We start from the raw sequence: 23,329 nt of genomic DNA, 5'->3' as shown, positions 1-23,329 counted from the left end.
TGCTAAATGCGGACTTATCATCGTTGCTTATTAGACTTGTATACATTTACGTATTATTTCGCAGTCTTGTTCAGAAATCAAATAGGAGTCCTATAGTCCCCAATACTTGACTAATTAAATACTTTATCTGAGTACACCCGTAGGGGCACGGCAATGCCGTGCCCTTACACCTCGTGATGTAACCTTGTACTGCATCTGAATGGGAACCGCTATATATAGTAACCAACAAACAGCATGACGTAATTTTTAGTTTGAAGCGTAACATGGGCTTGTTTTTTCTCTGTTCTCAACAAGCCCAGTTTTTTGCTGTGAGCAATTGATTTAGGACTCCTATTATAATGCTGGTAATGAGTAGGGCATAAATAAAAATGTCATCAAAAACTTTCGATATTGCTGACTTATCGGATAATTTAGCTGATTTATTGTCAGATATCCAAAATCATGTTGAAGTGACGCTAACTCGGCAGGGTGTCCCTTGGGCAAGGGTTTTGCCTTTGTCTCAACCCCAAGAACAGCCTGTAGTTCCCAAAGCGGGTTTAAATCGTGGCTCTATGGTAATGAGTGATGATTTTGATGAGCCTTTACCAGATTCTTTTTGGGGTTTATGAAGGTTTTATTAGATACTCATATTTTTATTTGGTGGGACAGTGAGCCTGAGAAGTTATCACCAAATATTTTAAGTTTGCTAGAACGAACGGACACAAAACTATATGTCAGTGTTGTTAGTTTGTGGGAAATACAAATTAAGAGTCAGCTAGGGAAGCTCACCCTTAGTCAATCGTTAGAAGACATCTACGACAGCCAAAGTAAAAATGGGATCTCTTTTTTGTCAGTAATCCCTGCCCATGTTCTAAATTTAAATACTTTACCTCTACATCATAAAGATCCCTTTGACCGAATGCTAATTTCTCAAGCTTTAGTAGAAGGTTTAACGCTAATTTCTATAGACCAGATATTTAAACTTTATGATGTGCCATTATTTTCTAGTGATTTCGGAATCAGACAATAAATATATTGTCTTGAGAAGTAAAGTTATCCGTTGTGCGTCCAAACGAGAAGCGCTATATAATCTGTTAGGTTGTTAGGTGCGATGTATGAGATTAAAATAATGTGTAGGTTGGGTTGAGGAACGAAACCCAACATTTTGCGAGGTTTGTTGGGTTTTGTCTGTATAGCCGCGACTTTTAGTCGCCAGGGCTTTTAAAACATCCTCTGAGAGCTAAAGACCAGACTGAAGTATCAACAATGAATTTCATCCACTGCGGCGCTGTTGCTTGTAATCATAATCATCTTCGTATTCAATCGTGCCAAATAGCTCCAGAATTTTCAGTTGCTTTCGACGTTGCACATACTCTCGCAATGCCTCTTCAACAACGGCATCCTTAGTTGGATGACCACCAAGTTGGAGAGCCTCTTTAATTAAGTTTTCGTCAATTTCTAGATTAGTAGCCATGTACAGATTCTTCTAATTACGAATTACCTCTTTCACTCCACAAGAGATTTAAGAGCATTTATTAATTGCTGTTTCGTAAAAGGCTTAGTTAAATAAACATTTGCACCTTGTCGCATTCCCCAAATCCGGTCAATCGGCTGATTTTTAGAACTACAAATAATAATTGGTACTTTTTGAGTCGCTGGATTTCTTTTCAATTGGCGACAAAATTCAAAGCCGCTAATTTCTGGCATTACCACATCAGTAATAATTGCATCTGGCTGGTGATTTATTGCCTTACTCATGCCATCTTTGGCATCATAAGCTTTAATTACCGTGTGTCCACTGTCTTTTAAAAAACAATTGATTAACTCCAACTGAGAAGGAGCATCTTCGACAACTAAAACTGTAGCCATATTGATTCATCCTCACAAGCTCAAAGTCGTTATATTTTACAGTTAATTTAAGCCAAATGCATGAAAACTATTTTCAGTAATTCGGCGCGGGTAAACGGCTTCGTCAGATATCCAGACGCGCCGACTAATTTCGCTTTTACTTTGTCTACAATTGCTTTACTCCCAGTGACAAAGATGATGGGAGTCTTCTGAAATATGGAATTATTTCGTATAATCCGACACAACTCATAACCATCAATTCCTAGCATATTTAAATCCAACAAAATTAAGTCGGGTTTGTGCCTTATAATTGACAAAACAGCTTTTAGTGGATCGTTGATAGTCACGACAGAAAAATTTTCATTTTCTAAGAAATAGCTAATTTCTTTAAGAATTGTGGGACTATCATCTACAGAAACAATTTTGTGGACTTTTTGTACCGTTACAGTAGCAGCCGTTACGCTTTGGGAAGCAGAGTTTATGTTATTTAATATTGTTGGTTCTTGAAAGTTCTCTTTTGGAAGAGTATAAATCTGTGGTAATCGCTGAACAGGTGCTATATTCTCTTCAGAAATGTTCGGGCTTGAGTTGACGGTGGTATTTAATTCTTTTTTGGTGTCAATTAACTCTGGAATTAATTTTGAGAAAAGCGATTGCTCTTCAAAAATCTTTGGTAATTTATCATAAGGTGGATCAGGCTCATGCAAGATAATCCCCCCCTTAAGAATGTAAGGGTATAAATTGCTAGCCAGTTGGATTTCATCTTGATTCAAAATTGCAGCCAGATGACACAGACTGAAACCTCTCATCCAGTTCGTTAAATCTGGCTGGAGGTTTGGTAAGTATTGGTTATCAAATTTACTGTCAATCAACAGATATGGACGTTGATATGGAGAAGAAATTTGGGGAACAAAATCCTGCCAATTTCGTAATCTTACTTGGCAATGTTCTAAAATTTTTTCTACATTTAGATTGCAAAATTTTGGCATTTCATCAAGTGGTTCTGTTAATTCATAACTACCTTCTTTGATCAGCAAAAATGATTCAATCACCTCTTTAACTAATTCTTTAACCAGCACTGCTGCTTGTGTAGAATGTAGATGTTGTTGACTAACAAGCCAGGATATAGCCTGATACTCAGGAGGGTAGCTTCTCGAATTGCTGTCATCTTCGATTAGCCGACTCTGTGAGTCAGGTTCAAACATCAGCCTTACTTGAACCCGAACCTCACTGGTAAGCAGTGGAATTTGGTAGCTGAGGCGACGCAAATGCCGTTCTAGTCGATCAAAAGGTTCCACTGAATGGGTAGCATAGGTTATTTTGCCATGTTCTAGGTACATCGACCAAGAAACTGAGTTGCTCAATGCTTGTAAACAAGTACTGTCAGAGCAATTGGATAACTGTCTTAACAAACTTAGAGGACGTAGTTTGGTGAATGCACCTGAGTTATTCATATTTTTTAAGTTTTTTACGGAATCAACAACCGAACATTAGTAGATTTAAAATATCAGCTATGAAGGTATTTTCTTCTTTGTAATTTTTCTCTGGGCAAAAATTATTTCTTTTAAGATATGTGTATATATATATTAAAAGTTGTAAGTTTTATAACTCATTCGTTATACTTTAGCGCGTTCTACTTAATTTATCTCAAAAAATTAAGTAGGTGGGTATGAATAAAGGTAAATATTTATCATAGCTAGACTATCAGTAGATGTTGTTTACTTGTGGATTTTACTCGCTACTGCCAACTCTTGACTGAAGACCTTAATCATGACGTATATTTATGTCCACTCACTTCCAAAGGCAAGTTTGATTAAAAGTTCGCACCGCTACAGTGGTATACTTCCAGAGCTAATGATCTTAATTATGGTTAATTACTTTTATATAAAGGAACGATTCTTCTACATAAAATCTTTAAGAACTTATCTAGGAAAGGTTACGTATTTATTGTACTGTAGTTTTAAGGGATATAAATTTTTGGTAGATACATTACAACAGGTAATACTGGGTTTTGATAAACTCTTTTTTGCTAAACTAAACTGTACTCAAGTTCTTCTTAAATATATAGAGAACTTCATGAAAATAATTTGTTTAATAAAGATTAGAGCATCTACCACTAGATACTATATTCTGTAATCGGCGAGATTACGGGAATTATATACTGTGAGCAAAGGGAAATAAGGTTTTGGACTTTAACATAACACAAAAAGTTATGCACGATACATTAAGACTTGATGAAGTAGTAGAATTTGCTGAGAACCCAGAACCACGTTGTCCTTGTGTACTTTTACTAGACACATCTGGCTCGATGCAAGGTGATCCGATTGAGGCTTTAAATCAAGGTTTACTAAGCTTGAAGGATGAATTAGTCAAAAATCCATTAGCGGCAAGACGGGTGGAAGTGGCGATCGTGACTTTTGATAGTAATATCAATGTAGTACAAGATTTTGTGACTGCCGATCAATTCAATCCGCCGATTTTGACAGCACAGGGCTTGACTACGATGGGCGCAGGAATTCATAAAGCTCTGGACATAATTCAAGATCGGAAATCTCAGTATCGGGCGAATGGGATTGCTTACTATCGTCCTTGGGTATTTATGATTACCGATGGAGAACCGCAAGGCGAATTAGAAAATATTGTCGAGCAAGCAGCCCAGCGCCTACAGGGAGATGAAGCGAATAAACGCGTTGCATTTTTTACAGTCGGTGTAGAAAATGCGAATATGACGCGTTTAAATCAAATAACTGTGCGTACTCCCTTGAAGCTCAAAGGATTAAACTTCATTGAGATGTTTGTCTGGTTGTCAACTAGTATGTCAGCTGTTTCTCATTCGCAGATGGACGAACAGGTAGCATTACCGCCCATTGGTTGGGGGACTGTTTAATTAAAAATCGCAGCTTGATGTTTACACAGCTAGCTGCTGTAAAAAATCTATGAACATATCAAAACAGATTGCTCAATGGCGGATTGTGGCTGCGTCTGTATGTGGTACAAGTCACTTAAAAAATAAGCAGTTATGTCAGGATGCTCATCACTGGCAGATATTGTCAGATAATGTTTTAGTGGCTGCCGCAGCAGATGGCGCGGGTTCTGCAAGTCTTGGTAAAGTGGGAGCGATGATTGCTGTGGAGACAGCAATAGAAAACATTTCAACCATTGGCATAACTCGAAAAACTTTGAGTGATGATGCATTAGTGCGATCGCTCTTAAATGATGCCATACTAGCCGCCAAAAAAGCTGTGGAGGCTGAGGCGGCTACTTGTGACAAACAGCCTCAAGATTTAGCAACGACCTTAATTGTGATGGTGGCCACACCAGAAGTTGTGGCTGTTGTACAGATAGGTGATGGTTTGGCAGTGGCAAAAGATAGCACGGGCAACCTCCTTGCACTGACTATGCCTGATAGCGGCGAATACATCAACGAAACCACTTTTTTAACTTCGCCTACTGCCTTAGATACAGCGCAGATGAGATTATGGCGTACAGACATAGTAAATGTTGGTATTATTACCGACGGACTACAAATGCTCGCCTTGAATATGGTTGTTGGCGAACCTCACAAACCCTTCTTTTTTCCACTGTTTGAATTTGTCGCCAATACCGAAGATAAAACCGAAGCAAAGGAGCAGTTGGTAAAATTTTTACGCTCAGAGCGGATTACGCAACGCACTGATGATGACTTAACACTCATTATAGCCGCATTCAACAACTCGTAAGCAATAAATCTACAGGTTTCACATCTCAAATAACTCCCGTTAGCGGTAATTTCATTATGCAGGTACTACGTTGTTTCCCTAGAAAAGAAATCCTTAGCCTCAATGTCAGTTTGGGGCGTGGCGGTGAAGCTTGCGTTTATGCAGTGCCATCCGATAGCAACTTGGTGGCGAAGATTTACCACAAGCCAACCACTGCCCATGCTGATAAACTCCAGGCGATGCTAGCCAACCCGCCAGAAAACCCTACGGCTAGTTTGGGGCATATCTCTATTGCTTGGCCAGAGGATTTATTACGGGCGGCAGATGGTAAAAATAGCGTCCTGGGCTTTTTGATGCCACGTATTCAGGGGATGCGTCCAATCATCGACTTTTACAACCCCAGAACCCGTCGCCAACACTGCCCCCTATTCAACTATCAGTACCTGCTCCGCACGGCTCGTAACCTGGCGGCGGCTTTTGCCGCTTTGCATACTAGTGGATATTGTATTGGTGATGTGAACGAGTCAAATATCCTCGTCAGTGATACCGCACTGGTGACTTTAATAGACACAGACTCTTTCCAAGTACCCAGCCCAAACAACAATATCGTTTATCGCTGCCTAGTAGGTAAACCAGAGTTTACTCCCCCAGAACTACAGAATAAAACTTTTGCCCAGCACGATCGCGAAATCTCTCACGATTTATTTGGGTTAGCGGTGCTAATATTTCAACTCTTAATGGAAGGCACCCACCCATTTTCGGGGATTTTTCAAGGCTCTATTGAGCCACCACCTTACGAAGCACGCATTGTATCCGGTCATTTCACTTACAGCCAAAAGCGTTACGTACCTTACTTACCGACACCCATTGCACCCCCTTGGGAAATTCTCCATCCCAGCTTACAGGAACTATTTATCCGTTGTTTTGAAGAGGGTCACAACAACCCACGGCTGCGCCCCAATGCCCAAACTTGGCTCTCAGCAATAGCTGAAGCCGAAGATTCTCTGATTACCTGTACCACAAATCCCCAGCATCGCTACAACAACCATATACGTAGCTGTCCGTGGTGTGAACGTACCGTGCGATTAGGTGGACGCGACCCCTTTCCATCACATCGGGCTATTGAAGCTAGAGAACATCTACAACCACGAATCAAATCGAGAAAGCACTACACCCAGACACCGCGTTTTCCACAGCGAGCCATGTCGCAGCAGCTAGCTAATTATTGGCAGCCACTAATGACTCCCAGTGGTTCATATTATAAACCTTCCAAGAAGTCAAAATTGTACCCGATTCTTTTTTGCTTGTTGGGTTTTGGTTTATTGGGATATGCAGACGTAATGATTAAATTTACTCAGCCGTTAGTTTCCCAAAACGCTTACACCCAACAAACATTCAAGTCTCCTCGGACAAATGACAAAATCAGCTTCGCTGATTCCTATCAGCAAGGCTATACTGCTTACAAAGATCGAGACTATGACAAAGCAATCGTCAACTTCACCCAAGCAATTGAACAAGAACCCACACAAGCCAGAGCGATTGTAAATCGTGGCAATGCCCGCTATAACCTAAAAGACTACGAAGGAGCAGTTACAGATTATAGCCAAGCTCTGAAAATCCAGCCCAATCAAATCAAAGCTCTTGTGAATCGGGGTAATGCCCGCTATATGCTTGCTGAATATAGCAACGATCCTGATCACGAATATAACCTAGCGATCGCTGACTATAATCGTGCTATCGGTCTGGATAAGAATGAAGTTGAAGCTTATATCAGACGGGGGATTGTCCGCACCCAAATGGCTAAATATAGTGGTGAATCTCAACAAGCTTACAAAAGTGCGATCGCAGATTTTAGTCACGCCATAAAACTTAATATATCCCAAGCAGAAGCTTACTTTCAGAGGGGTATTGTCTATTATCAAATTGCTCAATATAGCAGCAATTATGAGCAGGAATATAATCTAGCGATCGCTGACTTTAACCAAGCATTAACCCTAAGTCCCAGACTAGCAAAAGCATATCTTAAACGAGGCATGGTTCGCTATGAACTGGCGCAATATGGCGGTAGTGAATCTAACAAAAACCAGACGAAATCTGTCGAAGATATACAGTCATCTATCAAAATCTTTCTTGAGCAAGGTGACATGGATAATTATCAGCAAGCACTCAGTAACTTATGCGTAGTCGTAGAAAACAAATGTGACCCTTTATTCCAAGGCCCAATTAATGGAGAAAAAACTAACTAAAAAAATAATACTTACGCAAAACTATACGCGCTCTGGGGCAATTCATCAATTTCCCATAACTGAAAATAAGTATTGTTTGCGTAATATCATGTCCGCTTGATTACTTATTAAACCCGAAGAACCCCACCCCGCCAAAGCTACGCTTTGTCTCCCCTCCGAAGAGCGGGGAAGGGTGCAATGAGTGTGGGAATCATAACTATTTATACGGACATGATATAAGTCATGAACAAGTAAATTTTGTTATTACCATAAGATTGGTTTTGATTGAAAAAATCAAGCCTGACTAGGATTAGCGGTCGCTAACCCTAGTTATTTTATTGTTGATATTTTTATTTAATTAGGTAATTTATTTTGCTGTTTATAGATATTCATAGAGCTTTTATATAGAAAAGATTTTAATTTATATTTCCTTTATAATTTTGCCGGAAATTACAGTTAGATTATTGACTGAGAAAAGAAAAACAGAAATCAATTTTTCTCTACCTAAGTGCATCCTCTTTATATCGATAAAGCTAAACAGTTTTGGATTTTAGATTTCCTTTCTTCTCTACGAGACGCTAGGCGTTCCGAAGGAAAGGCGCTAGCCTCTCCCTTTGCGAGAAGACTGCGCTGCTTCACCAAAATCTAAAATTGGCACGCTCAAATAATCATATCCCTACAAATCTCCGAGGTAATTGCATGAAAGCGGTGATTTTGGCTGGAGGTCTTGGTACACGCCTCAGTGAAGAAACTAGTATCAGACCAAAGCCGATGGTTGAAATTGGTGGTAAGCCAATTCTTTGGCACATAATGAAAACTTACTCTGCCCACGGCATTAATGACTTCATCATTTGTTGTGGTTACAAAGGTTACATAATTAAAGAGTATTTTGCTAACTACTTCTTACACATGTCAGATGTAACCTTTGATATGCGATTCAACCAGATGAACGTGCATTCTGGATATGCTGAACCCTGGCGTGTCACCTTAGTAAATACGGGTGATAATACAATGACAGGCGGACGCTTAAAGCGAATCAGCGAACATCTTGGTAATGAGACTTTTTGCTTTACTTATGGTGATGGTGTCAGTAATATTAATATTACAGAGCTAGTTAAGTTTCATAAACAACAAAATAGCTTAGGAACACTCACAGCCGTTCAGCCAGCCGGACGTTTTGGTGCCATTTCTTTAGGATATGAGCAAACTAAAATCACCAGCTTTCGGGAAAAACCCGAAGGTGATGGAGCTTGGATTAATGGCGGTTATTTTGTCTTAGAACCACAAGTAATCAACTTAATTGCTGATGACTCTACGGTGTGGGAGCAAGAGCCATTAGAAAAGCTAGCTGATATGGAACAACTATCTGCTTTCAAACATGATGGATTTTGGCAACCAATGGATACTTTACGCGATAAAAACTATCTCGAAGGGCTGTGGAAAAATAATCAAGCTCCTTGGCAGGTGTGGTAAGGGGACTGGGGACTGGGAAGATTTGAATGAAGATTCACATCCAAACCAAATCTTACTGATATTTTCTTACCCAGTACCCAATCCCAAATAACTTTATAGATTTACTGTAAATTGAAGTGCGATAATACTAATGTATGATTTTGCGATTATAGGTGGGGGAATAGTTGGACTCTCTACAGCATTGGCTTTAGGAAAACGCTATCCTAATGCGCGGATTTTAGTACTCGAAAAAGAGAGTCAATGGGCATTTCACCAAACGGGCAATAATAGCGGGGTGATTCATTCTGGTATTTATTACAAGCCAGGGAGTTTCAAAGCTAAATTTTGTCGTGATGGTTCTCGCTCAATGGTAGAATTTTGCCAAGAGCATGGAATTGACCATGAAGTTTGTGGTAAAGTAATTGTTGCAACTGAAGAGCAAGAGCTACCACGCTTAGAAAATCTCTACAAACGCGGCTTAGACAATGGCATAGAAGTCAAGAGAATCAGCCCCGAAGAAGTCAAGGAAATTGAGCCTCACGTAAAATGTGTAGGTGGGCTTCGGGTATTCTCAACTGGTATTGTTAATTACAAACAAGTTTGTTTAAAATATGCCCAGCTAATTCAACAGCAGGGTGGGGATTTACACCTCAATACCAAAGTTCTGAAAATCTCCCCAAGTGGTAAAAATCAGGTACTGCAAACAAACAAGGGTAACTTTGAAACCCGCTTTGTAATTAATTGTACTGGATTGCATAGCGATCGCACCGCCAAACTAGGTCAAGTTGAACCCCAAGCCAAAATTGTCCCATTCCGGGGAGAATACTACGAACTGACCCCAGAAAAACGCTATCTGGTCAAAACCCTAATCTACCCAGTACCCAATCCAGATTTCCCCTTCCTGGGTGTCCACTTTACCCGGATGATTGATGGTAGCGTCCATGCAGGGCCAAACGCCGTTTTATCACTCAAACGCGAAGGTTACAAAAAAACTGACTTTGACCTACGGGATTTTCTCGAAGTCGTCACCTATCCTGGTTTCTGGAAATTAGCAGCCAAACACGCCCCTGAAGGTATCCAAGAAATCATTCGTTCCTTTAGTAAAGCAGCCTTCACCAGAAGTTTGCAAAAACTAATTCCCGAAATTCAAGCAGAAGACTTAGTTCCCACCCATGCAGGAGTTCGCGCTCAAGCCTTAATGAACGATGGCAAGCTTGTAGACGACTTTTTGATTGTTTCCGGTCAAAACTCCATTCATGTTTGCAATGCTCCTTCTCCGGCTGCCACATCTTCTCTAGAAATCGGCAAAGCGCTTGTGGCGCAAATTCCCCAACTTTCGCACCTAGATACTGTAGTAACTGCATAGATATCATAGTTATTACTTCCGGGCTGCTGAATAAAAGGATGAATCTTGTATAGTGGGCATCTTTTCCAGCCTGGAAATACAAGGGACGGGTAAGATACCCATCTCACAAGAAAAAAGTGTAGTGCATCAATTAAGAACCGCTATAGAGTGCTGCTACCTAATGGGTAATATCATGTCCGCCAAATTACCCATAATAAAAGAACCCCACCCCCAACCCCTCCCCGCAGGCGGGGAGGGGAGACAAAGCACAGCTTTGGCGGGGTGGGGTTCTCCGGGTTTAATAAGTAATCAAGCGGACATAATATAAGTCGGCAAACTATGTCAGGACTGTTAGCCGAGTTATATATAGCGCTTCTGGGTTGAGTCCAATGACCTAACCCCCAACTCCTTCCCTACTAGCGTTGGGAAGCAAGATTCAAAGCCTCTCTCCTCTTAGGAGAGAGGTTTGGAGAGAGGTTATTTGCTTGCATACAAACGAAAAATATAGCGGTTCTCTCTTGGATGCAACACCCAGTAGGGCGCACAGATGTTCGCCCCTAATTTAACTCATCAATACAAAGGCATTAACCACAATGAAAATATTAGTAACTGGAACAGAAGGCTATCTTGGTTCATTATTACCGCCTCTGTTAATCGAACGGGGACATGAAGTTATTGGTCTAGATACTGGTTTCTATAAAGTTGGTTGGCTGTACAACCCTAGTGGAGTAACACCCAAAACCCTCAACAAAGATATTCGCAACATCACCCCTGATGATTTGGAAGGTATCGAAGCAATAGTTCACATGGCGGAACTCTCCAACGACCCCGCCGGACAATTGGCACCAAATATTACCTACGAAATTAATCATGTAGGTTCAGTTCGTCTAGCTAGTCTAGCTAAGGCTATGGGTGTACGTCGCTTCGTATATATGTCTTCGTGCAGCGTCTATGGTGTTGCTACCGCAGGCGATGTCACAGAACAATCCCCAATTAACCCCCAAACAGCCTATGCAGAGTGCAAAACTCTCGTAGAAAGAGATGTCAGACCACTGGCTGACGATGACTTCTCTCCCACCTTTATGCGGAATGCTACAGCCTTTGGTGCTTCTCCTCGAATGCGCTTTGATATTGTTTTAAACAACTTAGCAGGGTTGGCATGGACTAGCAAACAAATCAAAATGACCAGTGATGGTACACCTTGGCGGCCATTAGTCCACGCATTGGATATTTGCAAAGCCATAGTCTGCACTTTAGAAGCACCGCGAGACATTGTACATAACCAAATCTTTAATGTGGGAGATACAGCAAACAACTATCGCGTTAGAGAAATCGCGGAAATTATTGCTGACATTTTCCCAGATTGTAAATTGTCCTTTGGTGACAATGGCGGAGATAACCGCAGCTATCGGGTCTCCTTCGAGAAAATCAACACAATTCTACCCGGATTTAAGTGTGATTGGAATGCCCGACTTGGCGCCCAGCAGCTATTTGATTTATTCAGTCAAATACACATGGCTGAAGATACCTTCTTATTTAGAGGATTTACCCGCTTAAAGCAGCTAGAGTATCTGATTCGTACCGAGCAAATTGACAAAGATTTCTTCTGGAATAAAAAATAGCTAGAGTTGGCTATTAGTGTGTAAATAGATAATTTAATTATCGGATTTGTTGGTAGTTTTAACTTTAGTAATAAGGTGCAACCTGCTAATATATTAAATCAAAAATTACACACTAATAACCTCAAAAGTTCCGAAGAAAATAATATTTGATTCTGACTTATTTCATCCATCAAATTATTTGCAATCAGTGAGTTGAAATTTATGGCGATCGCAAAATGTCGTTTCAGTGGTCAACCTCTGCATCAAACCTTTATTGATCTAGGAATGTCACCTTTAGCTAATGCTTATCTTCGGGCGGAACAGCTAAACAATGCCGAAAAATTTTATCCTCTCCACGCTTATGTTTCTGAAGACACTCTCCTAGTTCAATTAGAACAGTTTGAAACTCCAGATCACATTTTTAGTGACTATGCTTACTTTTCTTCCTACTCGGTAAGTTGGCTAAAACACGCTAAAGCTTACACCGATATGATGGTAGAAAAGTTTAACTTTAATCATCATAATCAAGTTATTGAAATTGCCAGTAATGACGGCTACTTACTGCAATATTTTTTAGAAAAAGGAATCCCAGTTTTAGGAATAGAACCAGCTGCAAATATCGCCAAGGTAGCCGAAGACAGAGGTATTCCTAGTATCAACAAGTTTTTTGGAGTTCAAACTGCTAAAGAACTCGTGATACAAGGAAAACTGGCTGACCTTTTGATAGGTAATAATGTTTTAGCTCATGTACCGGATCTAAATGATTTCATCGCTGGGATGAAACTCATCCTCAAACCCAATGGCATTTTGACGATGGAGTTTCCTCACATTTTACAACTCATTCAAGAAAATCAGTTTGATACGATTTATCATGAGCATTTTTCTTACTTTTCATTCCTGACTATCGAAAAAATTTTTGCAGCGCATAAATTGCAACTTTTTGACGTAGAGGAATTATCAACTCATGGCGGCTCACTCAGAATTTATGCCAAACACGATCATGCTGATCATCCTAGCACCAGCGAACGAGTTAGCTATTTAAAAGCAAAAGAAATTGCTGCTGGACTGCATCAGATAGAGACTTATATTACATTTGGAGAAAAAGCCAAAGAAACAAAGCACAAGCTATTAAATTTTCTCTTGACGGCTAAAGCAGAAGGTAAATCAATTGCTGGTTATGGCGCACCAGCCAAAGGCAATACATTGCTCAATTACTGTGGAATTGGGAAAGATTTTATCGATTACACAGTAGATTGTAATCCCTACAAGCAGGGCTTATTCTTACCTGGAACTCATATTCCCATTTTTGAACCAGATAAAATCCGCGAAACCAAACCAGATTATATCCTAATTTTACCTTGGAATCTCAAGGAAGAAATTATGGAACAAATGGCATTTATTGGTCAATGGGGTGGACAGTTTGTAGTGCCAATTCCTGAAGTAAAAATTTATCCTTGTTCTGTTCCTGATCGGCTTCTAATAGCGTCGTAAGTACTAAATAGGAGCAAAAAACGCCTCTAATTACTAATAACTATTTGAATGATAGACAATATTTAAAGAGTAATTAAATGGCGGATTAACTTCAGCTAAAGTGTACGATTTGTTGGCAATAACTACTCATATACCAATTTAATTACTCTTTCTTGCCATGCATAAATTACTGACCATTGCTATACCGACTTATAATCGTGCTGAGTTACTTGATAAACAGTTAGCATGGCTAGCTCAAGCTATAAAAGGTTTTGAAGATGATTGTGAAATTTTAGTTTCTGATAATTGTTCTACAGACAATACTCAGGAGGTGATCCAAAAATGGCAAATAACACTTAGCAATATTATATTCAAGTCAAATAGAAATTCTCAGAATTTAGGCGTTGTCAAGAATATCATGTATTGCCTAAATTCTACAACGACAAAATATGTTTGGACAATTGGTGATGATGATCCAATTCAAGATAGAGCCATTGCTTATGTGATTAGCAAACTCAAGAATCATGAAGATTTATCATTAATGTTCCTCAATTTTTCCGGTCGAAACCAAATTACTGGTGAACCAGTTCATCCACCAACAATAGTTGGTAATCGCTGGTTTGATATTGATAGTGAAGATGGTGATGGTGATGGTAAAGCTATATTTGAGCATTGTTTCTCCAAAAGTGTCGGTGCAGTCATTTTTCTCACTGCTACAATCTACCGCACTGATTTAGTAAAACGCGCTCTAAAAAGTTGGCGAGATGCTGAGAACAACTGGATATCTTTAGCATATTTAGCCGGATATTGTGCTGCTAATGGGAGTGTAATCGTCACTAAAGAGACTTATTTGGAATGTGTTGTTGGTGTGAGTTATTGGCAGAAAGAGCCAAAATCTGCACTATTAATGCAATACAAACACATACCCGAAGTGATTTTGAAATTGGAGCAGAGTGGATATTCTAAGCAGTTTTGTAGGCGGATGCTTTTGCAGAACGGTAAAGAAGTCAACTTAAAAGTTTTCTTAGGTGCTTTAAGAAGATGGCCAATGTCCGCCATCAAGACAGTAGTTCCATTTTTGGCTTTAGTCAGTTTGTGTGCTTTTGATGTGATGCTTTCTAAAGAACTCAGGTTAGCAGAATCAAGGGAAATCTCTACTCACGAAATACAGAGCTATAAGCCCTAACTTACTAAATTACTGATAAATATACATTACAAATAGAGGGGATGTACGAAATGTTTGATGCAATTAAACGCAAAATATATACACTGTCTTCTGACTTTGAATATTACCTAGCTCTTTGGAAGCATAGCAGAAATCTGCCAGCATTGGAAGGACGCGATCGCAAGATCCTCAATGCTCTCAAAAAAAATGGTGTTTACGTCACAACACTGGCAGATTTAGGGTTAAACTCTAGCTCCGAACTACTCAAAGCTGCACACCATCAATTGTCTCAGATGGAAAATCCCAACAACGACCATCTAGATGAGAAATTGCCACAAATTTCCACAGTTACAGGTTTACCAGAATTTTATGCCTGGGGAATGGAAAAAAGACTTCTTAATATCATCGAAAATTATATTGGTCTTCCCATTGCTTTCCACGGTGTACATTTACGCAAAGATTTCAATAATAAACATCAGTTTGGGACGCTGCTATGGCATAGCGATGCCGAAGATCGCCGCATTATCAAAATCTTCATTTACTTGAATGATGTAGAAGAAAAAACTGGGCCTTTTGAATACATTCCCCGATCTTTAACTCCTTTATTTAGTTGGAATTATATTCAGCTTTTCTACAAACTTTGGAAGTCCGGCTATATGGGTATCGATGATGAACAAGTAAAATCAGTCATCCCCAAATCAGCTTGGAAATCCTGCCCAGGCCCAGCAGGTACAGTCATTATTGTAGATACAAAAAATGCTCTGCATCACGGTACAGTCCGCACAAAAGACCGGTCAGCGCTATTCTTTTGTTACACCGCTAACCCTCCCGAAAGACCAGACCTCTGCACCCAATATTGGGATGATACTTATCCCAGAGTAGAGTTACGTTCTGCATCAGATGCAATTAAAGCTTCGACTTAAAAACGCGCCGAAAGAATATCTAATTTAATTAACCGCAGAGGCGCAGAGAACACAGAGGAAGAGAAAGAAAGGAGTTACACCCGATGAAATTTCTAGATTCATGACACAAAATATCTCTCAAACTCTCGTCTCTCTGCGCCTCTGCGGTTCGTTTAATTTATTTACTCAACATTCATCTTAAAGCAATCAAATGATTTTCACTGAAACCGCACTCAAAGACGCATTCATTATTGATTTAGAAGAAAAGCCCGACCACCGTGGTTTTTTTGCTCGGTCTTTCTGCGCTCAAGAATTTGAAGCACACGGATTAAAGCCAACAGTTGCTCAATGTAACCTGTCTTTTAACTACAAAAAAGGCACTATCCGGGGAATGCACTATCAAGTTCTCCCAGCCGCAGAAACAAAATTAATTCGCTGTACTAAAGGCGCTATCTATGACGTAATTATTGATATGCGTCCTGAATCTCCTAGCTTTCTATCACATATTGGTGTAGAACTAACCCCAGAAAATCGCCGTGCTTTGTATGTTCCAGAAATGTTTGCTCACGGTTATCAAGCACTCACAGATGAGACTGAAGTTGTGTATCAAGTAGGTGAATTTTACACGCCAGGGTATGAGAGAGGTTTACGCTATGACGACCCATTCTTTAACATTGAGTGGCCTCTAGATATGACTGAAATATCTGAAAAAGATTTAAATTGGCCTTTGTTGAGAATGATGACTGTTGGCGGTACAGCTTCCAGATAAATATAGGTTCTTTATCTGCGCGATGCCAGTTAGGACAACGCGGAGGCAGCGCGGTCTTCTCTCAAAGGGAGAGGCTAGCGCCTTTCCTTCGGAAGGCTACGCGAACAGAGAAGGGGGTTTCCCCATGAGTGAATGCCGTAGGAACCCGCGCAACATACTGGCTCCTCTACGTGACGCAAAAATAATTAATTTAGGTAGAAGTAAATGTCAAATAATATTCTATCTCGTGTCGGCAATATTATCTCTTTCGTCTCTCAAAAAGTCCAAGCTCGCATCAATTATGCTAAGACCTTACAGGTTGTTTCCCTAAAGCCTAAACAGCCTTCCAAAGGAAATGTACTTCTTTCTTATCGAATTGAACCATTCCTTATAAAACCAGGTCAGCCTATCCCCAATGATCAGAGTTGGAACTGGGAATGTCTACTAATCGCCCAAACTTTTTTAGACCTGGGCTATAACGTTGATGTCATCCAATTTCATAATGATAAATTCGTTCCTCAAAAAGACTACGCATTTTTCATTGATATTCGTCATCGTCTAGAAGCGCTTGCACCAAAACTAAATAAAGATTGCATCAAGATTTTCCACGTTGACATTGCTAATATGATTTTTCGCAATGCAGCTGAATGCAATAGACTTCTAGAACTTCAGCAACGCCGAGGAATTACCTTACGTCCACAGCGATTTGAAACGCCTAACTTAGGAATTGAATATGCCGATTACGCTACGGTATTGGGCAACAATTTCACAGTTGATACATTCAAATATGCGAACAAACCAATGTATCGCATTCCCATTTCTTCGTCATTCGTTTATCCCTCTCCTGACGAAAAAGACTTTGAAGCGGTAAGAAAGAATTTTCTCTGGTTTGGTGGTAGTGCTTTAGTTCTCAAAGGATTAGACTTAGTTTTAGATGCCTTTGCCCAAATGCCGGAATACCATTTAACAGTTTGTGGACCGATAAGTAACGACAAAGAATTTGAGCAAGCTTTCTATAAAGAACTATACGAAACACCAAACATCCACACCTATGGTTGGATTGATGTTAGCAGCCCTGAGTTTTTAAAGGTTACAAATAATTGTTTGGGACTTGTTTATCCTTCCGTTTCTGAGGGACAGGCGGGAGCAGTAATAACTAGCTTACAAGCTGGACTCATCCCGATTTTAAGTTACGAATCTGGTGTAGATGTTCACGATTTTGGTGTGATTTTCGATAATCTTTCCCTTGAAGAAATTAAGGCGAAAGTTATAAGTATTTCCAATTTGCCTGTTGAAGACCTAAAACTGATGTCTCTTAAGGCATGGGAATATGCAAGAGCAAATCATACCAAAGAAAAGTTTGCTCAAGCCTACAGAAATGCTGTGGAGCAAATTATCGAAAATCACAGCCAGAAAAAACAGACTGCTGCTATAGCATCTAGCAAACAGCTAGTTAGTAATTAGCCTTGGCGATTAGAAATCGCGGCTACACAAACTCTCGTCCACCTCCGTGGACTAATACAAAATTAAGGGTTCTTAACCCACGTTCGCGTAGCATTCCGCAAGAAAAGGTTGGTAAAGTCTCATGTAGACGATCCAGCAATTCCCCATGAAAATGTACTTAAAATTTAGCTGTAACAAATTATTAAGTACAAAAATATCGAGAATTTGTATCCAAATAAACAGTTCCAAAAAGGAGTTTAGTTCATGATTATTATCGATCGCGCCTTACAAGCCCGTGCAGCAGCAGGAAATCCTATTAAGGTGGGAATGATTGGTGCTGGTTTCATGGGTCGAGGAATTGCCAACCAAATTGTCAATTCAGTGCCAGGAATGGAGTTAGTTGCTATCTCCAATCGTCAGATTGATGCAGCTAAACAAGCTTATTCGGAAGCAGGAATTGAAGATATTCAAGTTGTTGCAACTGTCAGCGAATTAGAAGATGCGATCGCTAACGGTAAATATGCAGTCACAGAAGACGCTAAGTTACTGTGTCGAGCTGAAGGCATCGATGCTTTAATCGAAGTCACAGGTGCAGTGGAATTTGGCGCTCACATCGTTATGGAAGCGATCGCCCATTGCAAGCATGTGATCATGATGAATGCTGAACTCGACGGCACCATTGGACCCATCCTGAAAGTGTATGCCGACAAAGCAGGCGTCATTCTCAGCGCTTGTGATGGCGATCAGCCAGGGGTACAAATGAACCTTTACCGCTTTGTCAAAAGCATTGGTTTAACTCCCTTATTATGCGGTAACATTAAAGGACTTCAAGATCCCTATCGCAATCCCACCACCCAGGAAGGATTTGCTAAACGTTGGGGTCAAAAGCCCCACATGGTGGCTAGCTTCGCCGACGGAACCAAAATTTCCTTCGAGCAAGCGATCGTTGCCAATGCCACAGGCATGAAAGTCGCCAAACGGGGAATGCTAGGATATGACTTCAACGGTTCTGTCGATGAAATGACCCAGTTATATGATGTTGAACAACTCAAAAAACTAGGCGGCATTGTCGATTATGTAGTTGGAGCCAAACCCGGCCCAGGCGTATATGTATTTGCTACACACGACGACCCCAAGCAACGCCACTATCTCAACTTATACAAATTAGGCGAAGGCCCTCTTTACAGCTTCTATACTCCTTATCACCTCTGTCATTTTGAAGTTCCCTTGTCCGTAGCGCGTGCTGTCCTATTCGGTGACGCCGTTATGTCTCCACTAGCAGGCCCGCTAGTAGATGTTGTCACCACCGCCAAAATCGACCTGAAAGCAGGAGAAACCTTAGACGGCATAGGCTACTACATGACCTACGGACAATGTGAAAATTCCGATATCGTCCAACAGCAAAATCTTCTACCAATGGGTTTAGCAGAAGGGTGTCGCCTCAAACGAGATATTTCTAAAGATCAAGTCCTCACTTATGAGGATGTAGAACTACCTGAAGGCAGACTTTGCGACCAACTCCGAACTGAGCAAAACACCTATTTCGCTCCAGAAAAAATCTTAGTAGCAGTTGGATAATATCGGTTCCAAAGTAGAGCCAAGGCGAATAGAATAATGCCTCCGGCACGCCAGGGGCGAACGCGGCTACACAAGCAAAGTCCGCCTGTGCGGACTAAGGCAAAATTTAGGGTTTGAAACCCACGGAGGTGGGTTTTGCCTGTGTAGACGCGGTTTCTAACCGCCGATTTAACTACATATTTGTCGCAAGAATTTCGTTAAGAGGATAGGAAGCTATACTGCGGGACACTAAAGTTGTTGATAGTAACTTGCTGGGGAGCGTTGAAACAAACCTGATCGAAACTTTAGGTCAAATTCATGAAAATTGCTCTAGTCCATGATTATTTAACCCAGCGAGGTGGGGCAGAGCGTGTGTTTGAACTGCTTTGTAGACGCTATCCCGAAGCAGATATTTTCACATCTTTGTACGATCCCCAAAAAACTATTGACTTAGGCGATCGCATAGTCAACACAACCTTTTTACAAAAGATTCCTGGTGCAGCAAAATATTTCAGGTCGATGGCTCCTCTATATTTTCCTGCCTTTCGAGCCTTAGATTTACAAGACTACGATTTAATTATTAGCAGTAGCACCAGCTTTGCTAAAGCAGTGCGAAAAAACCCTAATGCTCACCACATTTGTTTTTGCCATAATGTCACCCGTTTCTTATGGGATACAGCAACTTATTTAAGAGAGTACGGAGACTACAGATATTTTGCTCCTTTAATTGAACAAGTATTCCAAGTAATGAGAAAGGTAGACCTGAAATATGCACAGGAACCTGACCTTTACATTGCTAATTCGAGTGTTGTTGCCCGCCGAATTGAAACTATTTATGGCAAAAAGGCAATGATGGTTAACTATCCAATTGATACTAGTAAATTTCTTTTTTCAGATATAAAAGATGAATATTATCTTGCCTCCGCTCGGATGATCAGTTATAAGCGACTTGATATAATAGTCGAAGCTTTTAACTGGCTAGGGTGGCGGTTATTAATATCAGGTGACGGGCCTGAACTTGCACGCTTAAAATCCAAAGCATTACAAAATATTGAGTTCTTGGGACACGTAAGTGATAGAACCCGCAAAGACTTGTTTTCCAAAGCCAAGTCTATTATTGTCGCAGCCTTAGAAGACTACGGTTTAGTTCCAGTAGAGGCTAATGCTAGTGGTACACCAGTCATCGCTTATGGAGCAGGTGGAGTATTAGATACTCAAATACCAGGTGAAACAGGAGTCTTTTTCAAAAGGCAAACACCGGAATCATTACAAGTTGCATTACTAGAAGCCAATGGCATTTCTTGGGATTACGATCGCATCCGTAATCATGCAGTAGCAAACTTTTCAGAGAATGCCTTCTTTGGTAAGGTTGAGCAAATCATTAATCAGGCTTGTGGCGTGAATCAATTATTCATTTGATTTGTTAATCTCTTCTCAACATAAGATTACCTATTTATTTTCTCTCTCCTTCTTGGTAGTTAGTAAAAAAATAGGTATTCTTCGGATAATCTCTTAGCGTAAATCTCGTTGGCATAGCCTTTCGTAGAAAAGACAAGGATAATAAAAGTGGTTCAAGCTAGTCTAAATCCTCATATAACTCCAACTGCTGAAAGTGAACTAGGGTATGGACAATTGTTTGCCGTATTCATACGGAGATTCCCTTGGTTTTTAGCAGTATTAATTACTTCTATAGCTCTTGCAGGCGTAGTAACTTTTAAGACGAAACCTACTTATAAAAGTTCAATGCAACTGCTAGTAGAACCTAACTATCAAGGTAAGACAGAAGGTGCTGGGGTAGACAACCAGTTTACAGACTCTAATGTAGTTATAGATACTGCAACCCAGCTTAACTTGATGCAAAGTTCGGGACTCATCCAAAAAGCAGTTGAAAAACTTCAGTCTGACTATCCAGATATAAGTACATCTGAAATTAAAGCTTCTTTGGTCTTAACTCAATTAAGAAGCAAAGAAGATAATGTCGCTACTAAAATCTTTCAAGTTGAATACACTGCCGGAGATCCAGAAAAGACCCAAAAAGTTCTCGGTGCAATTCGACAAGTTTATGTGGAATATAACAAAGAACAGCAGAATTCGCGTTTACAAAAAGGTCTGCAAATTATCAGGGAACAGTTAAGTAAAGCCAGTGAAGAAGTAAACGCGGCTGAGACAAATTTACAAAGGTTTCGTAGAAATCAGAACTTAATTGATCCAGAGTCACAGGCGAAAGCGATTGAGACAGGTTTGAATACTATTGCCCAAGAACGACAGACAACTCGTTCTCAATATGAGGAAGCTTTGGCACGCCAAAAGTCTTTGGAAGAACAACTTAACCGTTCTCCCCAAAATGCTCTAGTTGCTTCTCGTCTGAGTCAATCTACTCGCTATCAAGGCTTACTAAACGAAATCCAAAAAAGCGAACTAGCACTAGCACAGGAACGCTTACGCTTTACAGATGAAACTCCCGGTGTGCAAAAACTCAAAGAACAGCTTCAGAGCCAGAAGGAGTTATTGCAACAAGAGGTAGGAAGAACTTTAGGCGGACAATCTCCTGGGGGATTCACTTCTGGAGATTCTCTTCTCGAACGAGGACAGCTTGGGCAAATTGATCTTAGTCTTGCTGGTCAGCTAGTAGAAACGCAGACAAATATAGTTGCTTTAACTGCTCGCGATCAAACTTTGGCTCAGAAAGAAAACGAACTGCGTCTTGAAATTAAACGCTTCCCGCCTCTGTTAGCTTATTACAATCGGATGCTACCGCAGTTGCAATTTAGTCGTGAAAGATTAGAGCAGCTTTTAAGAGCAGAGCAACAATTGCGGCAAGAACTTTCCAAGGGTGGATTTAATTGGGAAGTGGTAGAAGATCCCCAAAAAGGCGCACAATTAGGCCCCAATCTTCAACAGAACTTGCTGTTAGGTGGAGTGGTTGGGTTTATGTTAGGAGGTATTGCTGCCTTTATTCGGGAATCGGCTGATGATGCAGTTCATACCACTGCGGAATTAGAGAAGCAAATGGCTATACCGTTGTTGGGAACAACCCCCAAATTACCGCCAGCCAAACCCAAAGAATCAATGATCAAATTGCCTTTTGGCAAGCCAGAAGTTCTTGCTCCCTGGACAATTCAGGTATTACAATCTCCACCGCGTTGGGAATCGCTGGATCTGATTTACAAAAACATTGAACTTTTAAATACTGTTACAAGCTTGAAATCTTTGATGATTACTTCGGCTTTAGCCGATGAGGGTAAATCAGCTTTGGCTTTGGGTTTGGCAATGAGTGCAGCCCGTTTACACAAAAAGGTGTTGCTAATTGATGCCAACTTACGCGATCCTAGTCTGCACGAACAACTGAATCTTCCTAATGAACAGGGGCTTTCAACTCTACTGGCGAGTGATGCAACTCTACCCAACCAAATTAGTCTTCAATACTCAGGTTCCGCCTACATTGACATTTTGACTGCTGGCCCCAAACCTGCTGACCCAGCGAATCTGTTGAGTTCGCCTCGGATGATGCAATTAATGGCAGCATTTGAGGAAAACTATGATTTGATACTGATAGATGCTCCCCCAGTTCTCGGCTTGGTGGATGCCATGCTTACTGCATCATCTTGTCGTAGCGTGGTCATGGTGGCAAGCATTGGTATTGTCACGCGAAGTCAATTGACTCAAGCGACAGCGATGTTAAGTAAGTTAAATCTGATTGGGGTTGTAGCTAATGGGGTATCAAACTCTAGTAGCAATTACGTACCTTATATCAAACAACAGCAATTAGCTTTGCGTCAAGGTGTGGAAAAATAACTAATACGGCAAGATGAAAGATCCCCCACTTCTTAGAGAAGTCGGGGATCTTTTTGGTTTCTAGCCCCTAGGTGGAAATGCTGTTTATTGCGGCTCTGCCG

19 protein-coding genes are annotated in these 23,329 nt (G+C 40.6%); 16 read left to right on the top strand and 3 right to left on the bottom strand.

Features of this window, described 5'->3' with window-relative positions:
• Positions 1 to 368 precede the first annotated feature (368 nt).
• Entirely contained in the window at positions 369 to 608 is a 240-nt protein-coding gene (locus V7K50_RS01495; RefSeq protein WP_334890572.1) for a type II toxin-antitoxin system Phd/YefM family antitoxin, read from the top strand.
• Positions 605 to 1,009: a type II toxin-antitoxin system VapC family toxin gene (locus tag V7K50_RS01490; protein ID WP_334956576.1), complete on the top strand. Its 405-nt coding sequence runs from the start codon at positions 605 to 607 to the stop codon at positions 1,007 to 1,009. The genes V7K50_RS01495 and V7K50_RS01490 overlap by 4 nt, the downstream gene beginning before the upstream one ends.
• A gap of 243 nt (positions 1,010 to 1,252) precedes the next feature.
• Here the strand turns inward: V7K50_RS01490 and V7K50_RS01485 are convergent, their stop codons facing one another.
• The 3 genes from V7K50_RS01485 to V7K50_RS01475 are packed head-to-tail and all read right to left on the bottom strand — an operon-like array spanning position 1,253 to position 3,281.
• A complete protein-coding gene (locus V7K50_RS01485) occupies positions 1,253 to 1,453 on the bottom strand; it encodes a type II toxin-antitoxin system VapB family antitoxin (RefSeq protein WP_334956574.1) in 201 nt (66 codons plus the stop codon).
• A 32-nt stretch (positions 1,454 to 1,485) separates the two neighbouring features.
• A complete protein-coding gene (locus V7K50_RS01480; RefSeq protein ID WP_334956572.1) occupies positions 1,486 to 1,848 on the bottom strand; it encodes a response regulator transcription factor in 363 nt (120 codons plus the stop codon).
• Positions 1,849 to 1,895: 47 nt separating this feature from the next.
• A complete protein-coding gene (locus V7K50_RS01475) occupies positions 1,896 to 3,281 on the bottom strand; it encodes a response regulator (RefSeq protein WP_334956570.1) in 1,386 nt (461 codons plus the stop codon).
• Positions 3,282 to 4,039: 758 nt separating this feature from the next.
• On the opposite strand from V7K50_RS01475, the gene V7K50_RS01470 reads away from it, so the two are divergent.
• From V7K50_RS01470 to V7K50_RS01405, 14 genes are all read left to right on the top strand, one after another.
• Positions 4,040 to 4,714, top strand: coding sequence for a vWA domain-containing protein (locus V7K50_RS01470; protein ID WP_334956569.1), 675 nt, complete (start codon positions 4,040 to 4,042; stop codon positions 4,712 to 4,714).
• A 49-nt stretch (positions 4,715 to 4,763) separates the two neighbouring features.
• Positions 4,764 to 5,546: a PP2C family serine/threonine-protein phosphatase gene (locus V7K50_RS01465; RefSeq protein WP_334956567.1), complete on the top strand. Its 783-nt coding sequence runs from the start codon at positions 4,764 to 4,766 to the stop codon at positions 5,544 to 5,546.
• 56 nt (positions 5,547 to 5,602) lie between these two features.
• Positions 5,603 to 7,771, top strand: a complete 2,169-nt coding sequence (locus tag V7K50_RS01460) for a tetratricopeptide repeat protein (protein WP_334956565.1) — start codon at positions 5,603 to 5,605, stop codon at positions 7,769 to 7,771.
• Between the two features lie 678 nt (positions 7,772 to 8,449).
• On the top strand, positions 8,450 to 9,223 hold the full coding sequence (gene rfbF, locus V7K50_RS01455; RefSeq protein WP_334956563.1) for a glucose-1-phosphate cytidylyltransferase: 774 nt from the start codon (positions 8,450 to 8,452) through the stop codon (positions 9,221 to 9,223).
• 130 nt (positions 9,224 to 9,353) lie between these two features.
• Positions 9,354 to 10,568 carry an L-2-hydroxyglutarate oxidase gene (lhgO, locus tag V7K50_RS01450; protein WP_334956561.1) on the top strand — a complete coding sequence of 405 codons (1,215 nt, stop codon included), beginning with the start codon at positions 9,354 to 9,356 and terminating at the stop codon, positions 10,566 to 10,568.
• Positions 10,569 to 11,140: 572 nt separating this feature from the next.
• A complete protein-coding gene (locus tag V7K50_RS01445; protein ID WP_334956559.1) occupies positions 11,141 to 12,169 on the top strand; it encodes an NAD-dependent epimerase/dehydratase family protein in 1,029 nt (342 codons plus the stop codon).
• Between the two features lie 201 nt (positions 12,170 to 12,370).
• Positions 12,371 to 13,639 (top strand): class I SAM-dependent methyltransferase, encoded by a 1,269-nt coding sequence (locus V7K50_RS01440; RefSeq protein ID WP_334956557.1) that lies wholly within the window; start codon positions 12,371 to 12,373, stop codon positions 13,637 to 13,639.
• Between the two features lie 157 nt (positions 13,640 to 13,796).
• A complete protein-coding gene (locus V7K50_RS01435) occupies positions 13,797 to 14,804 on the top strand; it encodes a glycosyltransferase family 2 protein (RefSeq protein WP_334956555.1) in 1,008 nt (335 codons plus the stop codon).
• A gap of 50 nt (positions 14,805 to 14,854) precedes the next feature.
• On the top strand, positions 14,855 to 15,706 hold the full coding sequence (locus V7K50_RS01430) for a phytanoyl-CoA dioxygenase (RefSeq protein WP_334956552.1): 852 nt from the start codon (positions 14,855 to 14,857) through the stop codon (positions 15,704 to 15,706).
• Positions 15,707 to 15,896: 190 nt separating this feature from the next.
• The gene (gene rfbC / locus V7K50_RS01425; RefSeq protein ID WP_334956550.1) at positions 15,897 to 16,454 is read left to right on the top strand and encodes a dTDP-4-dehydrorhamnose 3,5-epimerase; all 558 of its coding nucleotides are present in this window, start codon (positions 15,897 to 15,899) and stop codon (positions 16,452 to 16,454) included.
• 204 nt (positions 16,455 to 16,658) lie between these two features.
• Complete coding sequence (locus V7K50_RS01420) at positions 16,659 to 17,897, top strand: glycosyltransferase (RefSeq protein ID WP_334956548.1); 1,239 nt, start codon at positions 16,659 to 16,661, stop codon at positions 17,895 to 17,897.
• Between the two features lie 243 nt (positions 17,898 to 18,140).
• Positions 18,141 to 19,454: an NAD(P)H-dependent oxidoreductase gene (locus V7K50_RS01415; protein ID WP_334956546.1), complete on the top strand. Its 1,314-nt coding sequence runs from the start codon at positions 18,141 to 18,143 to the stop codon at positions 19,452 to 19,454.
• A 297-nt stretch (positions 19,455 to 19,751) separates the two neighbouring features.
• On the top strand, positions 19,752 to 20,852 hold the full coding sequence (locus V7K50_RS01410; RefSeq protein WP_334956544.1) for a glycosyltransferase: 1,101 nt from the start codon (positions 19,752 to 19,754) through the stop codon (positions 20,850 to 20,852).
• Positions 20,853 to 20,999: 147 nt separating this feature from the next.
• Entirely contained in the window at positions 21,000 to 23,228 is a 2,229-nt protein-coding gene (locus V7K50_RS01405; protein WP_334956542.1) for a GumC family protein, read from the top strand.
• The last annotated feature ends 101 nt before the right edge of the window (positions 23,229 to 23,329 follow it).

This window comes from Nostoc sp. (genome assembly GCF_036917135.1).
Lineage (GTDB): Bacteria > Cyanobacteriota > Cyanobacteriia > Cyanobacteriales > Nostocaceae > Nostoc.
The sequence above is the reverse complement of the archived record's forward strand: the minus strand, read 5'-3'. Positions and strand labels throughout refer to the sequence as shown.

Excerpts from the sequence above, each read along its gene's own strand:
- V7K50_RS01495 (WP_334890572.1), top strand. The coding sequence starts at position 369 with ATGTCATCAAAAACTTTCGATATTGCTGACTTATCGGATAATTTAGCT.
- V7K50_RS01490 (WP_334956576.1), top strand. The coding sequence starts at position 605 with ATGAAGGTTTTATTAGATACTCATATTTTTATTTGGTGGGACAGTGAG.
- V7K50_RS01485 (WP_334956574.1), bottom strand. The coding sequence starts at position 1,453 with ATGGCTACTAATCTAGAAATTGACGAAAACTTAATTAAAGAGGCTCTC.
- V7K50_RS01480 (WP_334956572.1), bottom strand. The coding sequence starts at position 1,848 with ATGGCTACAGTTTTAGTTGTCGAAGATGCTCCTTCTCAGTTGGAGTTA.
- V7K50_RS01475 (WP_334956570.1), bottom strand. The coding sequence starts at position 3,281 with ATGAATAACTCAGGTGCATTCACCAAACTACGTCCTCTAAGTTTGTTA.
- V7K50_RS01470 (WP_334956569.1), top strand. The coding sequence starts at position 4,040 with ATGCACGATACATTAAGACTTGATGAAGTAGTAGAATTTGCTGAGAAC.
- V7K50_RS01465 (WP_334956567.1), top strand. The coding sequence starts at position 4,764 with ATGAACATATCAAAACAGATTGCTCAATGGCGGATTGTGGCTGCGTCT.
- V7K50_RS01460 (WP_334956565.1), top strand. The coding sequence starts at position 5,603 with ATGCAGGTACTACGTTGTTTCCCTAGAAAAGAAATCCTTAGCCTCAAT.
- rfbF (WP_334956563.1), top strand. The coding sequence starts at position 8,450 with ATGAAAGCGGTGATTTTGGCTGGAGGTCTTGGTACACGCCTCAGTGAA.
- lhgO (WP_334956561.1), top strand. The coding sequence starts at position 9,354 with ATGTATGATTTTGCGATTATAGGTGGGGGAATAGTTGGACTCTCTACA.
- V7K50_RS01445 (WP_334956559.1), top strand. The coding sequence starts at position 11,141 with ATGAAAATATTAGTAACTGGAACAGAAGGCTATCTTGGTTCATTATTA.
- V7K50_RS01440 (WP_334956557.1), top strand. The coding sequence starts at position 12,371 with ATGGCGATCGCAAAATGTCGTTTCAGTGGTCAACCTCTGCATCAAACC.
- V7K50_RS01435 (WP_334956555.1), top strand. The coding sequence starts at position 13,797 with ATGCATAAATTACTGACCATTGCTATACCGACTTATAATCGTGCTGAG.
- V7K50_RS01430 (WP_334956552.1), top strand. The coding sequence starts at position 14,855 with ATGTTTGATGCAATTAAACGCAAAATATATACACTGTCTTCTGACTTT.
- rfbC (WP_334956550.1), top strand. The coding sequence starts at position 15,897 with ATGATTTTCACTGAAACCGCACTCAAAGACGCATTCATTATTGATTTA.
- V7K50_RS01420 (WP_334956548.1), top strand. The coding sequence starts at position 16,659 with ATGTCAAATAATATTCTATCTCGTGTCGGCAATATTATCTCTTTCGTC.
- V7K50_RS01415 (WP_334956546.1), top strand. The coding sequence starts at position 18,141 with ATGATTATTATCGATCGCGCCTTACAAGCCCGTGCAGCAGCAGGAAAT.
- V7K50_RS01410 (WP_334956544.1), top strand. The coding sequence starts at position 19,752 with ATGAAAATTGCTCTAGTCCATGATTATTTAACCCAGCGAGGTGGGGCA.